General features: G+C 60.4%; 14 protein-coding genes and 1 other RNA gene. 2 read left to right on the forward strand and 13 right to left on the reverse strand.

What is annotated here, in order from left to right; genetic code table 11:
• Positions 1–37: 37 nt before the first annotated feature.
• The 13 genes from murC to rsmI form a co-directional block, all read right to left on the reverse strand.
• On the reverse strand, positions 38–1,492 hold the full coding sequence (gene murC, locus AAHA39_RS12635) for a UDP-N-acetylmuramate--L-alanine ligase (RefSeq protein ID WP_041210682.1): 1,455 nt from the start codon (positions 1,490–1,492) through the stop codon (positions 38–40).
• Between the two features lie 109 nt (positions 1,493–1,601).
• Entirely contained in the window at positions 1,602–2,684 is a 1,083-nt protein-coding gene (gene murG, locus AAHA39_RS12640; RefSeq protein WP_185227863.1) for an undecaprenyldiphospho-muramoylpentapeptide beta-N-acetylglucosaminyltransferase, read from the reverse strand.
• Complete coding sequence (gene ftsW, locus AAHA39_RS12645) at positions 2,684–3,865, reverse strand: cell division protein FtsW (protein WP_041210684.1); 1,182 nt, start codon at positions 3,863–3,865, stop codon at positions 2,684–2,686. The genes murG and ftsW overlap by 1 nt, the downstream gene beginning before the upstream one ends.
• The gene (gene murD / locus AAHA39_RS12650; RefSeq protein WP_320655530.1) at positions 3,862–5,145 is read right to left on the reverse strand and encodes a UDP-N-acetylmuramoyl-L-alanine--D-glutamate ligase; all 1,284 of its coding nucleotides are present in this window, start codon (positions 5,143–5,145) and stop codon (positions 3,862–3,864) included. The genes ftsW and murD overlap by 4 nt, the downstream gene beginning before the upstream one ends.
• Positions 5,146–5,149: 4 nt before the next feature.
• A complete protein-coding gene (mraY, locus tag AAHA39_RS12655) occupies positions 5,150–6,232 on the reverse strand; it encodes a phospho-N-acetylmuramoyl-pentapeptide-transferase (protein WP_005341701.1) in 1,083 nt (360 codons plus the stop codon).
• The gene (locus tag AAHA39_RS12660) at positions 6,226–7,581 is read right to left on the reverse strand and encodes a UDP-N-acetylmuramoyl-tripeptide--D-alanyl-D-alanine ligase (RefSeq protein ID WP_320655533.1); all 1,356 of its coding nucleotides are present in this window, start codon (positions 7,579–7,581) and stop codon (positions 6,226–6,228) included. The genes mraY and AAHA39_RS12660 overlap by 7 nt, the downstream gene beginning before the upstream one ends.
• The gene (gene murE, locus AAHA39_RS12665; protein ID WP_320655688.1) at positions 7,578–9,062 is read right to left on the reverse strand and encodes a UDP-N-acetylmuramoyl-L-alanyl-D-glutamate--2,6-diaminopimelate ligase; all 1,485 of its coding nucleotides are present in this window, start codon (positions 9,060–9,062) and stop codon (positions 7,578–7,580) included. Before murE ends, AAHA39_RS12660 begins: the two co-directional genes overlap by 4 nt.
• On the reverse strand, positions 9,043–10,797 hold the full coding sequence (locus tag AAHA39_RS12670; RefSeq protein WP_033115391.1) for a penicillin-binding transpeptidase domain-containing protein: 1,755 nt from the start codon (positions 10,795–10,797) through the stop codon (positions 9,043–9,045). The genes murE and AAHA39_RS12670 overlap by 20 nt, the downstream gene beginning before the upstream one ends.
• A complete protein-coding gene (ftsL, locus tag AAHA39_RS12675; protein ID WP_005341708.1) occupies positions 10,794–11,108 on the reverse strand; it encodes a cell division protein FtsL in 315 nt (104 codons plus the stop codon). The genes AAHA39_RS12670 and ftsL overlap by 4 nt, the downstream gene beginning before the upstream one ends.
• A 3-nt stretch (positions 11,109–11,111) precedes the next feature.
• A complete protein-coding gene (gene rsmH / locus AAHA39_RS12680; RefSeq protein WP_320655537.1) occupies positions 11,112–12,050 on the reverse strand; it encodes a 16S rRNA (cytosine(1402)-N(4))-methyltransferase RsmH in 939 nt (312 codons plus the stop codon).
• The gene (gene mraZ / locus AAHA39_RS12685) at positions 12,051–12,509 is read right to left on the reverse strand and encodes a division/cell wall cluster transcriptional repressor MraZ (protein WP_033115394.1); all 459 of its coding nucleotides are present in this window, start codon (positions 12,507–12,509) and stop codon (positions 12,051–12,053) included.
• 448 nt (positions 12,510–12,957) lie between these two features.
• Positions 12,958–13,344, reverse strand: an RNA gene (gene rnpB, locus AAHA39_RS12690) — RNase P RNA component class A.
• Between the two features lie 62 nt (positions 13,345–13,406).
• Positions 13,407–14,240 carry a 16S rRNA (cytidine(1402)-2'-O)-methyltransferase gene (gene rsmI / locus AAHA39_RS12695; RefSeq protein ID WP_033115433.1) on the reverse strand — a complete coding sequence of 278 codons (834 nt, stop codon included), beginning with the start codon at positions 14,238–14,240 and terminating at the stop codon, positions 13,407–13,409.
• Between the two features lie 199 nt (positions 14,241–14,439).
• On the opposite strand from rsmI, the gene AAHA39_RS12700 reads away from it, so the two are divergent.
• Both AAHA39_RS12700 and AAHA39_RS12705 read left to right on the forward strand, forming a co-directional pair.
• Positions 14,440–16,230, forward strand: a complete 1,791-nt coding sequence (locus AAHA39_RS12700) for a penicillin-binding protein activator (protein WP_320655540.1) — start codon at positions 14,440–14,442, stop codon at positions 16,228–16,230.
• Entirely contained in the window at positions 16,172–16,543 is a 372-nt protein-coding gene (locus tag AAHA39_RS12705; RefSeq protein ID WP_033115435.1) for a YraN family protein, read from the forward strand. Before AAHA39_RS12700 ends, AAHA39_RS12705 begins: the two co-directional genes overlap by 59 nt.
• The last annotated feature ends 5 nt before the right edge of the window (positions 16,544–16,548 follow it).

The raw sequence follows: 16,548 nt of genomic DNA on the forward strand, positions 1-16,548 counted from the left end.
AGGCCCCGGCTTGGCGGTCAAAATACTCATTGGGCCCTCAGGCACCAGATTTCATGCTATCTATGCTCAATTTCATCTCGCCGAGACGGCGGGCCAGCGCTCCGACGTTCCCCGCACCCTGAGTCAGCACCAGATCCCCTTCGCCAACCAGGTCGGCCAGCACGGCCGGCACGTCCTCTGGCGTGGCCACAAAGATGGGTTCCAGATTACCGCGCGAACGGATGGAGCGGCACAAAGCTCGGCCATCTGCTCCCGGGATCGGATCCTCGCCGGCAGCATAAACCTCCAGCATTACCAGTACATCTACCTTGGAGAGCACGTCAGCGAAGTCTTCGTAAAGGTCGCGAGTGCGGGTGTAGCGATGCGGCTGGAACACCATGACCAGACGCTTCTCCGGCCAGCCGGCCCGAGCGGCATTGATGGTCACCTTCACTTCGCTCGGATGGTGGCCATAATCGTCCACCAGCATCGCCTTGCCGCGACCGGTTTCGAACTCGCCATACTGCTGGAAGCGGCGGCCTACCCCTTCAAACTTGGCCAACGCACGGATGATGGCATCGTCGCTGACTCCGTCTTCCGTCGCGACAGCAATCGCCGCGGCAGCGTTCAAGGCGTTGTGGATCCCCGGCAAGTTCAGGGTTACCTGCAGCTCACCCGCATCTTTGCGGCGCACCCGGAAGCAGCTGTGGTTGGTGGTCTGGACAAAATCCAGCACCTGCACATCCGCATCGTCAGAGAGACCGTAAGTCAGGGTCGGGCGCGCAATCTCTGGCAACATGCCACGAATCACCGGATCATCGATGCAGACCACCGCCAGACCGTAGAAAGGCAGGTTGTGCAGAAACTCGATAAAGGTGGCCTTCAGCTTGGAGAAATCACCGCCGTAGGTGTCCATGTGATCCGCTTCGATGTTGGTCACGATAGAGACCATCGGCTGCAGATGCAGGAAGGAAGCATCGCTCTCGTCCGCCTCGGCGATCAGATAACGGCTGCTGCCCAGACGGGCATTGGTGCCAGCGCTGTTGAGCAAGCCACCGATAACGAAGGTCGGATCACGGTCGGCTTCGGCATAGATGCTCGCCACCAGACTGGTGGTGGTAGTCTTGCCGTGAGTACCGGCGATGGCGATACCGTGCCGGAAACGCATCAGCTCGGCCAGCATCTCGGCACGGCGCACTACCGGGATCCGCAGTTCGCGGGCAGCCAGCAGCTCCGGGTTGTCCTGCTTGATGGCAGTAGAAACCACCACCACGCTAGCGCCGTTGACGTGCTCGGCGCTGTGGCCGGTAAAGATATGGGCCCCCAGAGCTTCAAGCCGCTCGGTCACCGCATTGCGAGCCAGATCAGAACCCGTTACCTGATACCCTTCGTTGGCAAGCACTTCGGCGATCCCGCCCATACCGGCACCACCGATGCCGATAAAATGGATGCGACGCACGCGGCGCATTTCGGGGATCACAGTACGCAGTTTTGCCAGTTCAACCTTGGTCATAATCGTCTCTTTAGTCTGCCGCAAGCCGTTTGCTCTCAAACGGCCTCATCTCACGGCATCAATCTACAAAGGGGTGAGTCTGCACGGCGTGGCCAGTGCAATCTCATCCTTACTCTTTATTTGTCTGCCCTGCGGCGAGTCGTTTGCACTCGTCAGCAACCCGCTCTGCCGCATCGGTAATAGCGACGCGACGGGCGGCCTTGGCCATGTTAAACAGCGTCTCCCTGCGCCCGGCGAGCCAGGAGAGACGCGCAGCCAGCGAGGCTGTGGTCAACTCGGACTGGGGCAGGAACTCGGCCGCACCGCCATCGACCAGGGTCAAGGCGTTGCGGGTCTGGTGATCATCCACTGCATGGGGCAGCGGCACGAAGATGGCGGCCACACCGGCAGCAGCCACTTCGGAGACGGTCAAGGCTCCTGCCCGGCAGACCACCAGGTCGGCCCAGGCATAGGCTCCCGCCATATCCTTGATAAATTCGCTTACCTCGGCATTGATACCTTGCTGGGCATAGGCCGCGCTGACAGTGTCGCCATTGCCCTTGCCACACTGGTGACGCACCTCGATAGGCACACCAGCCGCAGCGACCGCTGCGGGCACCTGCTCGTTGAGCACGCGAGCCCCCAGACTTCCACCCACAATCAGCAGATGCAACGGCTCACTGCTGCTTCGCAGTTGCGGATCCGGCAGTGCGACCACTTCGGGGCGAACCGGGTTACCCACCACGGCAGTGCGGCGGCTCGGCGCAAACGCCCCCGGGAATGCCATTAACACCCGCTTGGCGATACGCGCCAGCAGCTTGTTGGTCATACCGGCAGCGGCATTCTGTTCGTGCAGCAGCAACGGGATGCCGGAGAACCAGGCCGCCACGCCACCCGGGCCGGAGGCAAAGCCGCCCATGCCGAGCACTACATCCGGGCGAATGGTCTTGAGCACCTGACGCGCCTGCAGCACGGATTTAACGATGCGATAGGGCGCTGCCAGCAGCCGCTTGATGCCGTTGCCACGCACCCCCTGAATATCGATAAAGGAGATGGGATAGCCATGGGCAGGCACCAGCTCGGCTTCCATCCGGTCGGCGGTGCCCAGCCAGTGGACAGTCCAGCCCTGCTCCTTCAATCGATCGGCTACGGCCAGACCCGGGAAGACATGTCCCCCGGTACCACCTGCCATCACCAACAGCGTCTTGCTCACTAAACCTCCCGCACCCGCGCCTGGGCTGTCGCCTGACGCAACTCAAAATCGATTCGAATCAACATGCTCACTGCCACCGTCATGATGATGAGACTGGAGCCACCGTAACTCACGAGCGGCAAGGTCAACCCTTTGGTCGGCATCATGCCGCTGGCCGCGCCAACGTTAACGAAGGTCTGGAAACTGAACCAGATCCCGATACCGATGGCCAGATAACCGTCATAGAGGCGATCGGCAGCAAGAGCCTTGTGGCCCAGCTTCAACGCCTTGACCGCTAGTGCGAAGATCAGGAACAGGGCACCCAGCACACCGGCATAGCCGAGCTCTTCACCGAGGATCGCAAAGACGAAGTCGGTATGCGCTTCCGGCAGGTACTCCATCTTCTGGATCGAGTTGCCCAGCCCTTCGCCGAACCAGCTGCCGCGGCCAAACGCCATCAGCGACTGGGTCAACTGGTAGCCGCTGCCAAACGGATCAGCCCAGGGATCCATAAAGGAGGTAACCCGCCGCATCCGGTAAGGCTCGACGATGATCAGCATTACCACGGCACCGACCCCGGCACCGATCAGGGTCAGGAACTGGCCGAGTCGGGCCCCCGCGAGAAACAGCATGCCGAACGAGGTAACGAACATCACCACGGTGGAACCCAAGTCAGGCTGCAGCAGCAACAGGACGGCCAGCACCCCGAATACCGCCAGTGGTTTCAGGAAGCCAATCCAGGCTTCACGCACCTCGTTCTGGCGCCGCACCAGATAACCGGCCAGATAGACAAAGAGCGCCAGCTTGCCGAATTCGGCAGGCTGCAGGTTGAACGGGCCGAGCGGCAACCAGCGCACCGCACCGTTGACGTTGCGCCCCACCAGCAGCACCAGCACCAGCATCAGAATGGCCAGCAGCAGCATGGGGCCATTGTGTTCCTGCCAACGTGCCATCGGCACCTGCAGTACGAACCAGGAGATGCCGAGCGCCATCACCAGAAACATGGCGTGACGTTTCACGAACATGAAGGGATCGTCACCCAGAGAGATCCCCTCGGGGATCGAGGCTGATGCCACGATCACCACCCCGAGCGCCATCAGCGCAAGCGCCAGCACGACCAGCTGCCGATCATAAAGACCGGCCGGACGCGCCGGTAACAACCAGCGCTGGAAAAGACCTGCTGCTGCGCGAAGGGCGTTCATAGCGCCATCACCATCTCGGTGAAGCGATCGCCGCGCACCTCGAACGACTTGAACTGATCCAGGCTGGCGCAGGCTGGCGCCAGCAGCACCCAGTCACCGGGCCTGGCATCGGCAGCCGCCTTGGCAACCGCGGCAGCAAGGTCGGCAACCTGTTCGGTCTGCTCACCCAGCGCCAGCAGCACCTCAGCATCTTGGCCGAAGCAGTACATATGATCGATCTGGTTGCCCAGCAGCGCTTGAATGGGGCCAAAATCCTGCCCCTTGCCCTGACCACCGGCCAGCAGCAACAGACGACCCCTGACCGACTCGCGCACACCGGCCACGGCAGCAAGAGTCGCACCCACGTTGGTCGCCTTGGAGTCGTTGATCCAGCGCACCCCGTTTACCTCGCGCACGAAGCGGGCACGGTGCGGCAGACCTTCAAACCGGCGCAGCACGGTGAGTTGCGCCGCGCGGGGAATGCCAACCGAATCGCACAGCGCCATGGCAGCAAGGGCGTTGGCCTGATTGTGGGCGCCGACGATCTTCATCTCGTCCACCGCGATCATGGGCTCGCCATGCAGGGTCAGCCAGTAGCGACCATCCAGCAGGCAACGGCCGTAACCATTGCAGTCGAGACCAAAGCTCTGCCACACCTGACCCACATCGGGCAGGGTCTGGGCATCGTCGCGATTGACCAGAATGTGTTTGGAGTTCTGATGGATCTCCATCTTGGCAGCGCGATAATCGGCCATGCCCTGATAGCGATCCATATGATCTTCGGAGAGGTTCAATACCACGGAGGCGGCAGCGCGCAGGCTGTAGGTGGTCTCGAGCTGGAAGCTGGAGAGCTCCAGCACGCAGAGATCCATCGGCTGCTTGAGCAGATCGAGCGCCGGCGTCCCTATGTTGCCACCCACACCGACATTGAGTCCGGCTTCGGCAATCATCTCGCCCACCAGCGTGGTCACTGTGCTCTTGCCGTTGGAGCCGGTAATGGCGATGACCGGCGTCTGGGTCTCGCGCACAAACAGCTCGATATCCCCGATTATCTGCACACCACGCTCGGCAGCCGCTTTCAATTCGGGGGTCGCCAGGGCAATGCCCGGGCTCGCTACGATCATGTGTGCCTGCTTGAGCAGCTCTTCATCCAGCCCGTGGATAAGCTCCACTTCTGGCGGCAGCTGATCCTTGCCGGGCGGGTTGGCACGGGTATCCATCACCAGCGGCGTGACGCCACGGCCGAGGAAGTAGTCGACGCAGGAGAGTCCGGTTTTACCCAATCCGATGATGATGACCATGGCCTTACCTCACCTTCAGGGTGGCAAGACCCAGCAGCACCAGCACGAGGGTGATGATCCAGAAGCGCACGATAACGCGCGGCTCCGGCCAGCCCTTCTTCTCGTAGTGGTGATGGATCGGCGCCATGCGGAAGATCCGCACGCCGCGCAGCTTGTATGAACCCACTTGCAGGATCACCGAGACAGTCTCCATCACGAATACCCCGCCCATGATCACCAGCAGAAACTCCTGACGCACCAGTACGGCGATGGTACCGAGCGCGCCGCCCAGCGCCAGCGAGCCGACGTCACCCATGAAGACCTGAGCCGGATAGGTGTTGAACCAGAGGAAGCCCAGACCCGCACCGACGATGGCGGTACAGACGATCACCAGCTCGGAAGTATAGGGAACATAGGGAATATGCAGGTAGCTGGCGAAGTTGACGTTGCCGGTTGCCCAGGCGATAAACGCAAAGCCGCCCGCCACCATCACGGTCGGCATGATGGCCAAGCCATCCAGACCATCGGTCAGGTTGACCGCGTTGGAGGTACCGACGATGACAAAGTAGGTCAGCAGGATAAACATCAGGCCAAGCTGCGGCATCACATCCTTGAGGAAGGGCACCACCAGCTGGGTCTGACCATCGTGGGTGGCAGTAGCATAGAGGAATACCGCCACTCCCAGCGCAACGGCGGATTGCCAGAAGTACTTCCAGCGGGCGATCAGACCGTCAGTGTTCTTGCGCACCACCTTGAGGTAGTCGTCGGCAAAGCCGATGGCACCGTAGGCCCCCAGCACAAACAGCACCAGCCAGACATAGGGGTTGTCGAGGCGGCACCAGAGCAACACGGAAGTGAAGATGGCGGCAATGATCATCAGCCCCCCCATGGTCGGGGTACCCCGCTTGCTGAGGTGAGACTCGGGGCCATCGTTGCGGATCACCTGACCGAACTTCAGGATCTGCAGGCGACGAATGAGGCGCGGCCCCATCCAGAGCGCGACACCCAGACCGGTAATGATCGACAGGATGGCGCGAAACGTCAGGTAGGAGAAGACGTTGAAGAAGGTGAAGTGCGGGGTGAGCAGTTCAGCCAGCCAGACTAGCATGCAGCTGACTCCTGATGGTCGACGACCATCTTGACGATATCTTCCATGCGGGAGCCACGGGCCCCTTTGACCAGAATCGAAATTTCCTGATGTGTATTAATCATTTGCGCAAGCACTTCAAACAACGACGCCTTGTTATCGAAATGTCGACCAGCCGCGGCATCTGCGGTATGGCGACTCTCTTCCCCCACTGTCAGCACGGCATCCAGACCGCACTCGCGGGCATGATGGCCAACCCGGGCATGTTGCTCGGCAGACTCGTCACCCAGTTCCCGCATGTCACCAAACACCAGCACCTTGAAGCCGCTCATGGCGGTCAGGGCATCGATGCCCGCCAGCACGGACTCCACGCTGGCGTTGTAGGTATCGTCCACCAGGGTCAGACCGCCCCAGCGCTGAACGCAGAAGCGTCCCTTGACCGGAGCCATCTGCTCCAGACCGGCTTTGACCGAGGCCAGAGAAGCACCGAGCGCCAAGGTACCGGCAGCAGCAGCCAGCGCATTGGCCACGTTATGGCGGCCGGGGATCGCCAGAGTCAGGCTCACCTCGCCCTGCGGGGTCACCATAACGAACTCGGCACAACCCTGAGCGTTGAGAACCACATCGCGAGCATGGAACGGCTGGCTCTGATCTTCGATGGAGAAGGCGCAGCGAATGCCGCGTTCCCGCCACTTCGGCCAGAATTCGTTGTCGGCATTGACGATGGCGGTTCCGCCTTCGCTCAGCCCCTCAAAGATTTCGCTCTTGGCGTGGAACACCCCTTCCAGCGAGCCAAAGCCCTCCAGATGGGCCGCCGCCACGTTGTTGATGATGGCGGCATCGGGTTTGGCCAGTGAAGTAGTCCAGGCGATCTCGCCCGGATGGTTGGCACCCAGCTCCATCACCGCAAACTTGTGTTGCGGCTCGAGACGCAGCAGGGTGAGCGGCACCCCCACCTCATTGTTGAAGTTGCCGGCGGTGGCCAGCACCTCTCCTTCATGACGCAGGATGGCGGTCGCCATCTCCTTCACCGTGGTCTTGCCGCAGCTGCCAGTGATAGCCAGCACTTTCGGGTTGATGCGTTCACGCACCAGTTTGCCGAGATGGCCCAGCCCCTTGAGGGTATCGGTTACCACCAGTTGGGGGATGGCCAGCGGCAGTTCGCGCTCGACCAGCAGGGCAGAGGCCCCTGCAGCCAGCGCCTGATCGCAAAAATCGTGGGCATCGAAGCGCTCGCCGCGCAGTGCAACAAACAGGGCGCCAGCACCCAGAGTACGGGTATCGGTGCTGACTGCAGTAATCTCGCCATCTTCACCAATCAGACGGGCATCAAGCACCAGCGCCAGGTCGGCAAGCCTGAGGGTCATCATTTGAATGACTCCATTAATGTGTGCAAAGCAGCCGCGACGGTTTCCCGGTCGCTATAGTGCCGCTTGTCGGTTCCAATGATTTGATAATCCTCGTGGCCTTTGCCGGCCACCAGAATGATGTCCTGTTTGCTCGCCTGACGGATAGCCAGGTTGATCGCCTTGACCCGATCGTGCTCGACCTGCACCGCAGCAGGATCGCGAAGGCCCGCCACCATGTCGGCCATGATCCGGGCCGGCTCCTCGGTACGGGGATTGTCGTCGGTCAGGATCACGCGATCCGCATACTGTTCAGCCATGGCTGCCATCATGGGGCGCTTGCCGCGATCCCGATCACCACCACAACCGACCAGACACCAGAGCTGGCCTTTGCAATGCACGCGCAGTGCTTGCAGCGCCTTGTCCAGCGCGTCCGGGGTGTGGGCATAATCGACCACGGCAAGGGGCGCATCACCGCCGCCAAAGCACTCCATGCGACCGGTCACCGGCTGCAATTTCGGGGCAGTTGCCAGCAGCTCGTCGAAGTCATAGCCGAGTACCAGCATGACACCCATCGCCGCCAGCACATTGCTGACGTTGAAGCGCCCGAGCAAGGGGGCGGATAATACACCATTCCCCCAGCTGGAGTTAATCTGCGCGCGAAAACCTTGCTGGTGAAAATCGAGTTGCTGCGCCGTTAACTGACGGCCGGAATGGTGTTCAATCGGGCCATTAACGCTGAACGCCACCGCTGAGGAATATTTTTCGAGCCACTTGGCACCCAGCTCGTCATCGCGGTTGATCACTGCGTTCACTTCGTCGACCAGCTGCAACAGTTGCTCCTTGGCGGCACCATAGGCCTCCATGGTGCCGTGGTAGTCGAGGTGATCCCGACTCAGATTGGTGAAGACCGCGGCAGTAAACGGCAGGGCGGCAACCCGATGTTGCACCAGACCGTGACTGGAAACCTCCATCGCCACCAGATCCGCCCCCTGCTCTTGCAGAGCGGCCAGATTGGCTTGCACCTGAACGGCGCTGCCAGTGGTGTTTTCCGCTTCGATCAGGTTGCCAAACAGACCGTTACCTATGGTGCCCATCACGCCAGCCTTGCCACCCAGCAGGGTGCGCCAGTTGGCGACCAGCAGCGCAGTGGTGCTCTTGCCGTTGGTCCCCGTGATCCCCACCAGCTCCAGTTTTTGGGCTGGCTGATCGTAGAAATAGCCTGCGAGGGCGGAGAGATGAGCAGGCAAATCGCGCATTCCGATGCAGGGAACAGAAACTGCTGGCGCGATAAATTCACCATACTCCTCAAACACAACAGCGGTCGCTCCCTGAGCCACCGCCTGTTCGATAAACCGTCTGCCGTCCACCTGATGGCCGCGAATGGCCACAAAGAGAGAGCCAGGGCCAACCCGCCGACTATCCAGCTGGATATCGGTCAGGACAAGCGCCGGCGCAGTAATGCCGAAGGGGCGCAGTAATGAATCAAGTGCGCGGTGCAACAGGAGCCTCCGTACTGGCGAGTTTGGTGGGTACCGAAGGGGGTACCGCATCCGGACGAATATTGAAGAGTTGCAGCACCCCGCCCATGGCCTCTGCAAACGGCGGGGTCGCCACGGCGCCACCATAGTAGGCGCTGCCTTTTGGCTCGTTGATTACCACCACCATGACGAAACGGGGATCACTGGCCGGGGCGAAGCCGGCAAACCAGGCCATGTAATCCTTGCCATAGCCACCCGCGACGGCGACCTTGGCGGTACCACTCTTGCCGCCTACCCGGTAGCCCGGGATCTTGGCCTTGGGAATTGCGTTGTCGACTACGTACTCCAGCGCCTGCAGCATGGCAGAGGCGTTGTTGTGGTCTATCACCTGTTCACCCTTGGGCGGCGTGGTGACCTTGACGATGGAGATGGGCACCCGCTTGCCCTTGTTGGCCAGGGTGGCGTAAGCGGAAGCCAGTTGCAGCGGGGTAACCCGCAGACCATAACCAAACGAGAGGGTCGCCCGCTCGATATCGGACCAGCGGCGACGCTGGGGCAGCATGCCGCTGCTCTCGCCCATCAGGCCGCTACCGGTATCCATGCCGAAGCCGAACATGCTGAGGGTGTTGATCATCTCCTGCGCCGGCATCCGCAGTGCGATGCGCGACATACCGATGTTGGAGGAGTAGCGCAGAATGTCGTAGAGGTTGGTCGCCCGGTGGATACTGACGTCCTTGATCTGCTTGGCACCGATAAAGAGCGGCCCGCCCTGAATGAAATCTTTCCAGCTGGTTACACCGGCTTGCAAGGCACTGAGCAAAATCAATGGCTTGACGGTAGAGCCAGGCTCGTAGGTATCGGTGACCACCCGGTTACGCACCCGGAAGCTCTGATACTGACCGCGGTTATTCGGGTTGTAGGAGGGGGTGTTGACCATGGCGAGCACTTCGCCGGTCTTGATATCCAGCATCACCATGGAGCCGGATGTCGCCTTGTTCTCGTCGGTGGCCCGCTTGAGCGCACGATAAGCCAGCGCCTGTACCCGTTGATCGATACTGAGCTGCAGATCGTTGGCGTTCTTGCCCTCCTTGACGATGCCAAGACGTTCGATGACCCGCCCCTGACGATCCTTGCGCACCCGCATCTCGCCCGGTGTTGCGGTCAGCCACTCGTCATAGCTACGCTCGATACCTTCGATACCGTGGCCATCGATGTTGGTCACCCCAACCAGATGGGCACTGATCTCGCCGGTCGGATAGAAACGGCGCGACTCGGGACGCAGATAGACACCGCCCAGCTTGAGCCCCTTGATATATTCCGAAACGGCAGGGGTTACCTGACGCTGCAGATAGACAAAACGCTTGCTGGGATTGGCGATCCGTTGTTTGAGGGTATTGATGTCGATCTTGAGAACGGCAGAGAGCGCCATCCAAGCTCGCTCGTTGTGAATCGCGCCAGACTCGTGCACCGTCTTGGGGTCTGCCCAGACCGCTTCGACCGGCACGGATACCGCCAGCTGTTCACCGTTGCGATCGGTGATCATGCCGCGCACCGCCTGAGTGGAGGTGGTACGCAGGGAGCGCATGTCTCCCTCCTGGCGCAGGCGGTCAGGGTTGATCACCTGGATCCAGGCCAAGCGCAGGATCAGCCCAACAAATGCGATGCCGATGAATACGACCAGCGTGCGAAAGCGCCACGGATAGATCGAGGGCGCTTTGACGTTCGCTTTGGCAGCTTTGGCTGTAGCCTTGCGTTTCATGGCAGGGTAATTACCTTCTCGGTGGTCACCAGAGGGCGACCCATTTGTAACTTGTCCATCGCCAGAGTGGCCACCCGGGAGTGTTCCGCCAGGGTGCCCTGCTCCAGCAGGAGGTGACGCCATTCAATATTGAGGCGATCCTCTTCGGCCATCAGGTCGTTCTGTTTGGCTGTCAGGCCGCGCGTCATGTTGGTCACCAGGATCACGGCAAATGCAGTCACCAGCACGGCGACTGACAACAGGATCTGCAGCTTGTGCCGCCAGAGATCTGCAACGATCTCCTTGGCAAGGTGGACACGCACTTCGCTCATCGCTTACTCCGCCAGACGCTCGGCGACCCGCAGCACAGAGCTGCGCGACCGGGTGTTTTCCGACACTTCATGATCAGAAGGCTTGAGAGCCTTGCCGACCGACTTCAATTTGCGACCGCCAGCCAGCTGGGCCTCGGTCAACGGAATGCCGTACGGTACTTCCGGTCCCTTCTCGTGCTTGCGAATAAAATGCTTCACCAAGCGGTCTTCCAGCGAATGGAAGCTGATCACCGACAGACGACCGTGGGGAGCCAGCACCTCCAGCGCGCCGTTGAGCGCGGTCTCGATCTCATCCAGCTCACTGTTGATGTAGATGCGAATAGCTTGGAAGCTGCGGGTCGCCGCATGCTTGCCCTTCTCCTTGCTCGGGTTGACCCGGGCAATCATCTCGGCCAGCTGGCGGGTGCGCACGTAAGGCTCGGTAACCCGGTCGTGCACGATGGCGCGGGCAATCTTCTTGGCAAAACGCTCCTCACCGAAGGTCTTCAATACCCAGGCGATATCGTCTACATCAGCCTTGGCCAGCCACTCGGCTGCGCTCTGACCGGAAGTGGGGTCCATCCGCATATCGAGCGGACCATCTTTCATAAAGCTGAAGCCACGTTCGGCATCATCCAGCTGGGGAGATGAAACCCCCAGATCGAGCAGAAAACCATCCACCTTGCCCAGCAAACCGCGCTCGCTCAGATAACTGGTGATACCGGAGAAGGGGCCATGGACAATCTCGAAACGCGGATCCTGGATCTTGGCAGCCTCGGCGATCGCCTGCGGATCGCGATCGATGGCGATCAAGCAGCCGTTAGGGCCAAGGTGTTGCAGGATCAGACGAGAATGACCACCACGGCCAAAAGTGCCGTCGACATAGATACCGTCCGGCTTGATGGCCAGACCTTCGACGGCTTCGTGCAGCAGCACTGTGATGTGTTCAGCGGCTTGGGTCATTTATAAAGAGAAATCCTGTAGTCGTGGTGAGCTTGCCCAATCGTCCCCGGGCAGACCCAAGATGTCGTCATTGACCTGTTGCTGCCAGCGGGCTTCATCCCACAGCTCAAACTTGTTGAGCTGGCCCACCAGCATGATCTTCTTGTCCAGCCCCGCATGGTTGCGCAGTGGCTGGCTGAGCAGCAGACGGCCATTGCCATCCAGCTCGCATTCGGTCGCATGCCCGAGCAACAGCCGCTGCAAGCGGCGTTCGGCGGGATTCATGCTGGAAAGAGTCTTGAGCTTGCGTTCGACCTCTTCCCACTCGTTCAGGGGGTAAAGCAGCAGACAGGGGTGGGCAATATCGATGGTGCAGACCAGCTGGCCGTCGCTTTCATCGCGCAGCCAGTCACGAAACTTGGTCGGAATCGCCAGTCGCCCTTTGCTGTCCAGGCTGATGGCGTGAGCGCCACGCAACAAATTTCTGTCCCTGAAGGTGAGTAAGCGGGCGAATCGCCCCTTTTAAAACCACTTTGATCCACTTTTCCCCACCTTGAAGTTTAAGGACGTGGAGGGGGCTTTTCAAGCAAGGAGATCGGCCAGAGGGAACATATTGACGCAGCATTTGCGGGTTACGGATTAAGTGGGTTGATTTTCCACGAGTTATTTGTTGCACAATCACGGTGATTAATTGCAGGGCCCGAATCATCCAAACATCAGCAATAAAAAGAAGCAATACATGCCCATCGATAACCAAGGTCAATTAATAACGAAAAATCAATGATTTATGCAAATGACTATTTTCTTAATTTAAAGAGGGAAGGACAAGGCATAATTCGCCCATATAAATATCATCTCACCACATATGAGATATTTTCCGCGATGAATGAAAAAAGCCCCGCGATAATTCGCGAGGCTTTTTAAATTGGGTCGGAGTCGGCCTGTAAGCCGGGTTCTGTACCGGGTTGCCCCGGGTAGCAATCATTCCTCTAGGCCAGCAATCGCTCGCTGGCTCAAGCAACCTACCCGCCCCCAACGCGGGCCGCGCCAATAGGGGCCTATTTGGTCTTGCTTCGGGTGGAGTTTACCGTGCCACGAACTGTTGCCAGTCGCGCGGTGCGCTCTTACCGCACCCTTTCACCCTTACCTGATCCCTTGCGGGCCATCGGCGGTCTGCTCTCTGTTGCACTGGTCGTAGGCTCGCGCCCCCCAGGCGTTACCTGGCACCCTGCCCTGTGAAGCCCGGACTTTCCTCCCCTCCGCCCGTCTGTCCCGAGGGACACAACGACGAAGCAGCGATTGCCCAGCCAACTCCGAGGCGCGGATTATAGCCTCGTGATGCGGGCGGGGTAAACCGGCAATTCCCGTTTACGGCAATTAATAGTGCTCGAGGCCGTACTTGTAGAGGGCATTCTTCTTCACGCCGTGGATCTCGGCGGTCAGTGCGGCTGCTTTTTTGAGCGGCAGCTCGGCAACCAGCAGACCCAAAGTACGGATTGCCTCGGCCGGCAGCTCCTCTTCCTCTTTACTGGCGCCGGCAACCACCAGCACGATCTCGCCGCGGCAGCGGTTTTCATCTTCGCCAAGCCAAGTCAGCATCTCGGAGGCGGGCAAACCGTGGATGGATTCGAACGTTTTGGTCAGTTCACGACACACAACCACCTGACGCTCGCCAAGGATGCGAGCGATCGCTTCTACCGTATCCTGCACCCGGCGCGGGGATTCGTAGAACACCAGCGAACGGGTATCTTCGATAACGGCTTGCAGGCGATCGTCACGCCCTTTGCTCTTGGCTGGCAGGAAACCTTCGAAAGCAAACCGGTCGGTGGGCAAACCAGCAGCGCTGAGCGCCGTGATGGCGGCGCAGGGGCCGGGCAGTGGCACCACCTTGACCCCGGCTTCGCGACAGCGGGTGACCAAATGATAACCGGGGTCGCTGATGAGCGGGGTACCCGCATCGGAGACCAGAGCGACACTCTTGCCCTCTTTGATCCGGCCGATCAGCACATCGGCTTTCTGCTGCTCGTTGTGATCGTGCAGCGCGAAGGTCGGCACCGAGATTTGGTAGTGGCTGAGCAGAATGCCGGTGTGGCGGGTATCTTCGGCAGCGACCAGGTCGACGCTGCGCAGAGTATCCAGCGCTCGCTGGGTGATATCAGCCAGATTACCGATCGGAGTGGGCACTATATACAGGGTTGGGATGTCACTCATGGGATCTCCGAGTGCCCCGACAATTGTGTCGCCATATTGCCCCGTTTACACTATGGGGAATTTCAACACTGGTCGGGGAATGAACTTGAACCGGGTTACAAAGCAGCTAAGTGTATCACGACTCTTCGGCATCCTACTCGCGGCAATCCTGCTGGCCGCCTGTGCGTCGGAGCCCAATCAACCTTCGGGGCAGTCTGGCATGCCGTCAGCCTTCTCGGATTTGACCAAGAACGCCCAGTGGTATCTGGAGCAGGTCGATCCCGCTAAACCGGCTGAAGCCTTTACTTGGCAGATGCTGGCAGCGCGCAGCTATCTGGCGCTCGGTCAGGCCAAACCGGCCTCGGCACTGTTCCAGCAGTTGCAAAAGCAGGCCAAGGCGCCAGCCCAGAAGGCGCAGTTGCAGCTGCTGCAAGCCCACCTGCTGCTGGCTCAAGGCCATGCCAATCAGGCGCTGATCCTGCTGGAAGGCAAGCCTGAGGTTGCGCTGGATGCCGATACCCAGAAGGATTGGTATCGTCAGCGCGTGGTACTGCAGCTCGACATCAACAACAAGTTTGGTGCAGCCAAGTCCCTGATTGCGCTGGAGCCCTACCTCAACCAGAGCGAGCAGGCCACCAACCATCAGCAGATCTGGTCGCTGCTCAAGAGCATGACCCCTTCCACCCTGCAGGCGCTGGAAGAGGCACCGGCTCCTGACGTAACCACCGGCTGGCTGCGTCTGGCGGCACTGGTCAACGAGTTCGGTGCCCAGCCCAACCTGCTGGCACGCCAGCTGGCAGGCTGGAAGCGCGACTTCCCCAACCACCCGGCCCAGAAAGACATGCCGGCGGGTCTTGGCGATCTGACTGCCACTGCTGCCAGCACCTCGGTGCAGCAGATTGCGGTGTTGCTCCCCCTCTCCGGTAATCTGGAGCCGCAGGGCGCCGCCATCCGCAACGGTATGCTGATGTCCTACAAGGAGAATCAGGGTCAATTTACCCTGAACTTCTACGACACCCAGAGCAAACCGACCATCGACCTCTACAAGCAGGCGATTCAGGAAGGGGCGGACATGATCATCGGCCCGCTGCTCAAAGATCGGGTCGAGGAGCTGCTCAAGGCCAACCCGACGGTGCCGGTTCTGGCGCTCAACGAGCTGGACAAGCCGATCGTCAACGACAGCACCTACTACTTCTCCCTCTCTGCCGCAGCAGATGCTGCGCAGGCTGCGCAGTACCTCTACACCCAGGGCTATCGCAAGCCACTGCTGATCGCCGCCCAGGGGCGGATCGGCTACAGCAGCATCAAGGCCTTTGAACAGGCCTGGGCAACCGTGAGCCAGGATAAGCCGGTAGTCGCCACCTTCGGCGGTCGCAACGAAGTGCAGGGCATGGTCAAAAACGCCCTGAGCGGCCGCTCTACTGCCCGTGCCGGCCAGGTTGTCCAGCTTTCCGACGCCGCACCGCGCAGCATCGATGTGGTCTACATCGTGGCCAACCCGCTGGAAACCCGGATGATCAAGCCCTACGTGGATGTCTCCGTCAATCCGATGGGCAGTCTGCCAATCTTCACCGGCCCGCGCGGCTATGACAGCGCGGCAACCGAAGTGACCTCCGAACTCAACGGCATGCGTATCGCCGACATGCCGCTGCTGCTCGGTGGTTACGAGAAGCAGCGCGAGCAAATTGCCCTGCTCTGGCCGCAGACCCAGGGCGATCTCCTGCGCCTGTTTGCCATGGGCTATGACGCCGTTGCACTGGCGGAAAATCTGCAACAGATGCGCAAGGTGGGCGGCATGCAGCAGTCCGGCATGAGTGGCCAGCTGAGCGTCGATGCCCAGGGCAATATCGTGCGGATGCTGAGCTGGGCCACCTACCAGAACGGCAAGCTGGTCGACGAGAATGCGGTCCAGCAGCTGGAGGAGCCAGCCAATGAAGGAGCTGTTAGCACGGATGCGCCAGCAATTGCAGAACCTGTTCCCGCTCCCGTCGAGCAAGGGACAGCACTTTGAGCTAGTGGCTGAACGCTGGCTGCAGGCCCAGGGTCTGCAGCCGGTGACCCGCAACTACCGCTGCCGGGGCGGCGAAATCGATCTCATCATGCACCAGGGCCAGACCCTGGTGTTTGTTGAGGTGAGGTACCGGGCCTCTGCCAGCCATGGTGGAGCGGCCAGTTCGGTCACCCGGGCAAAACAGCGCAAGATCATGCTGGCAGCGCGCCACTATTTGAAGCAACATGCCATCAACGAGGCCAGCCAGGCCTGCCGATTCGATGTGATCGCGTTCGAGGGGGACCAGCCAGACTGGATCCGGAACGCATTTTAAGAGGA

The organism is Aeromonas sp. SE22 (assembly GCF_038739755.1).
Taxonomy (GTDB): Bacteria; Pseudomonadota; Gammaproteobacteria; order Enterobacterales; family Aeromonadaceae; genus Aeromonas; species Aeromonas jandaei.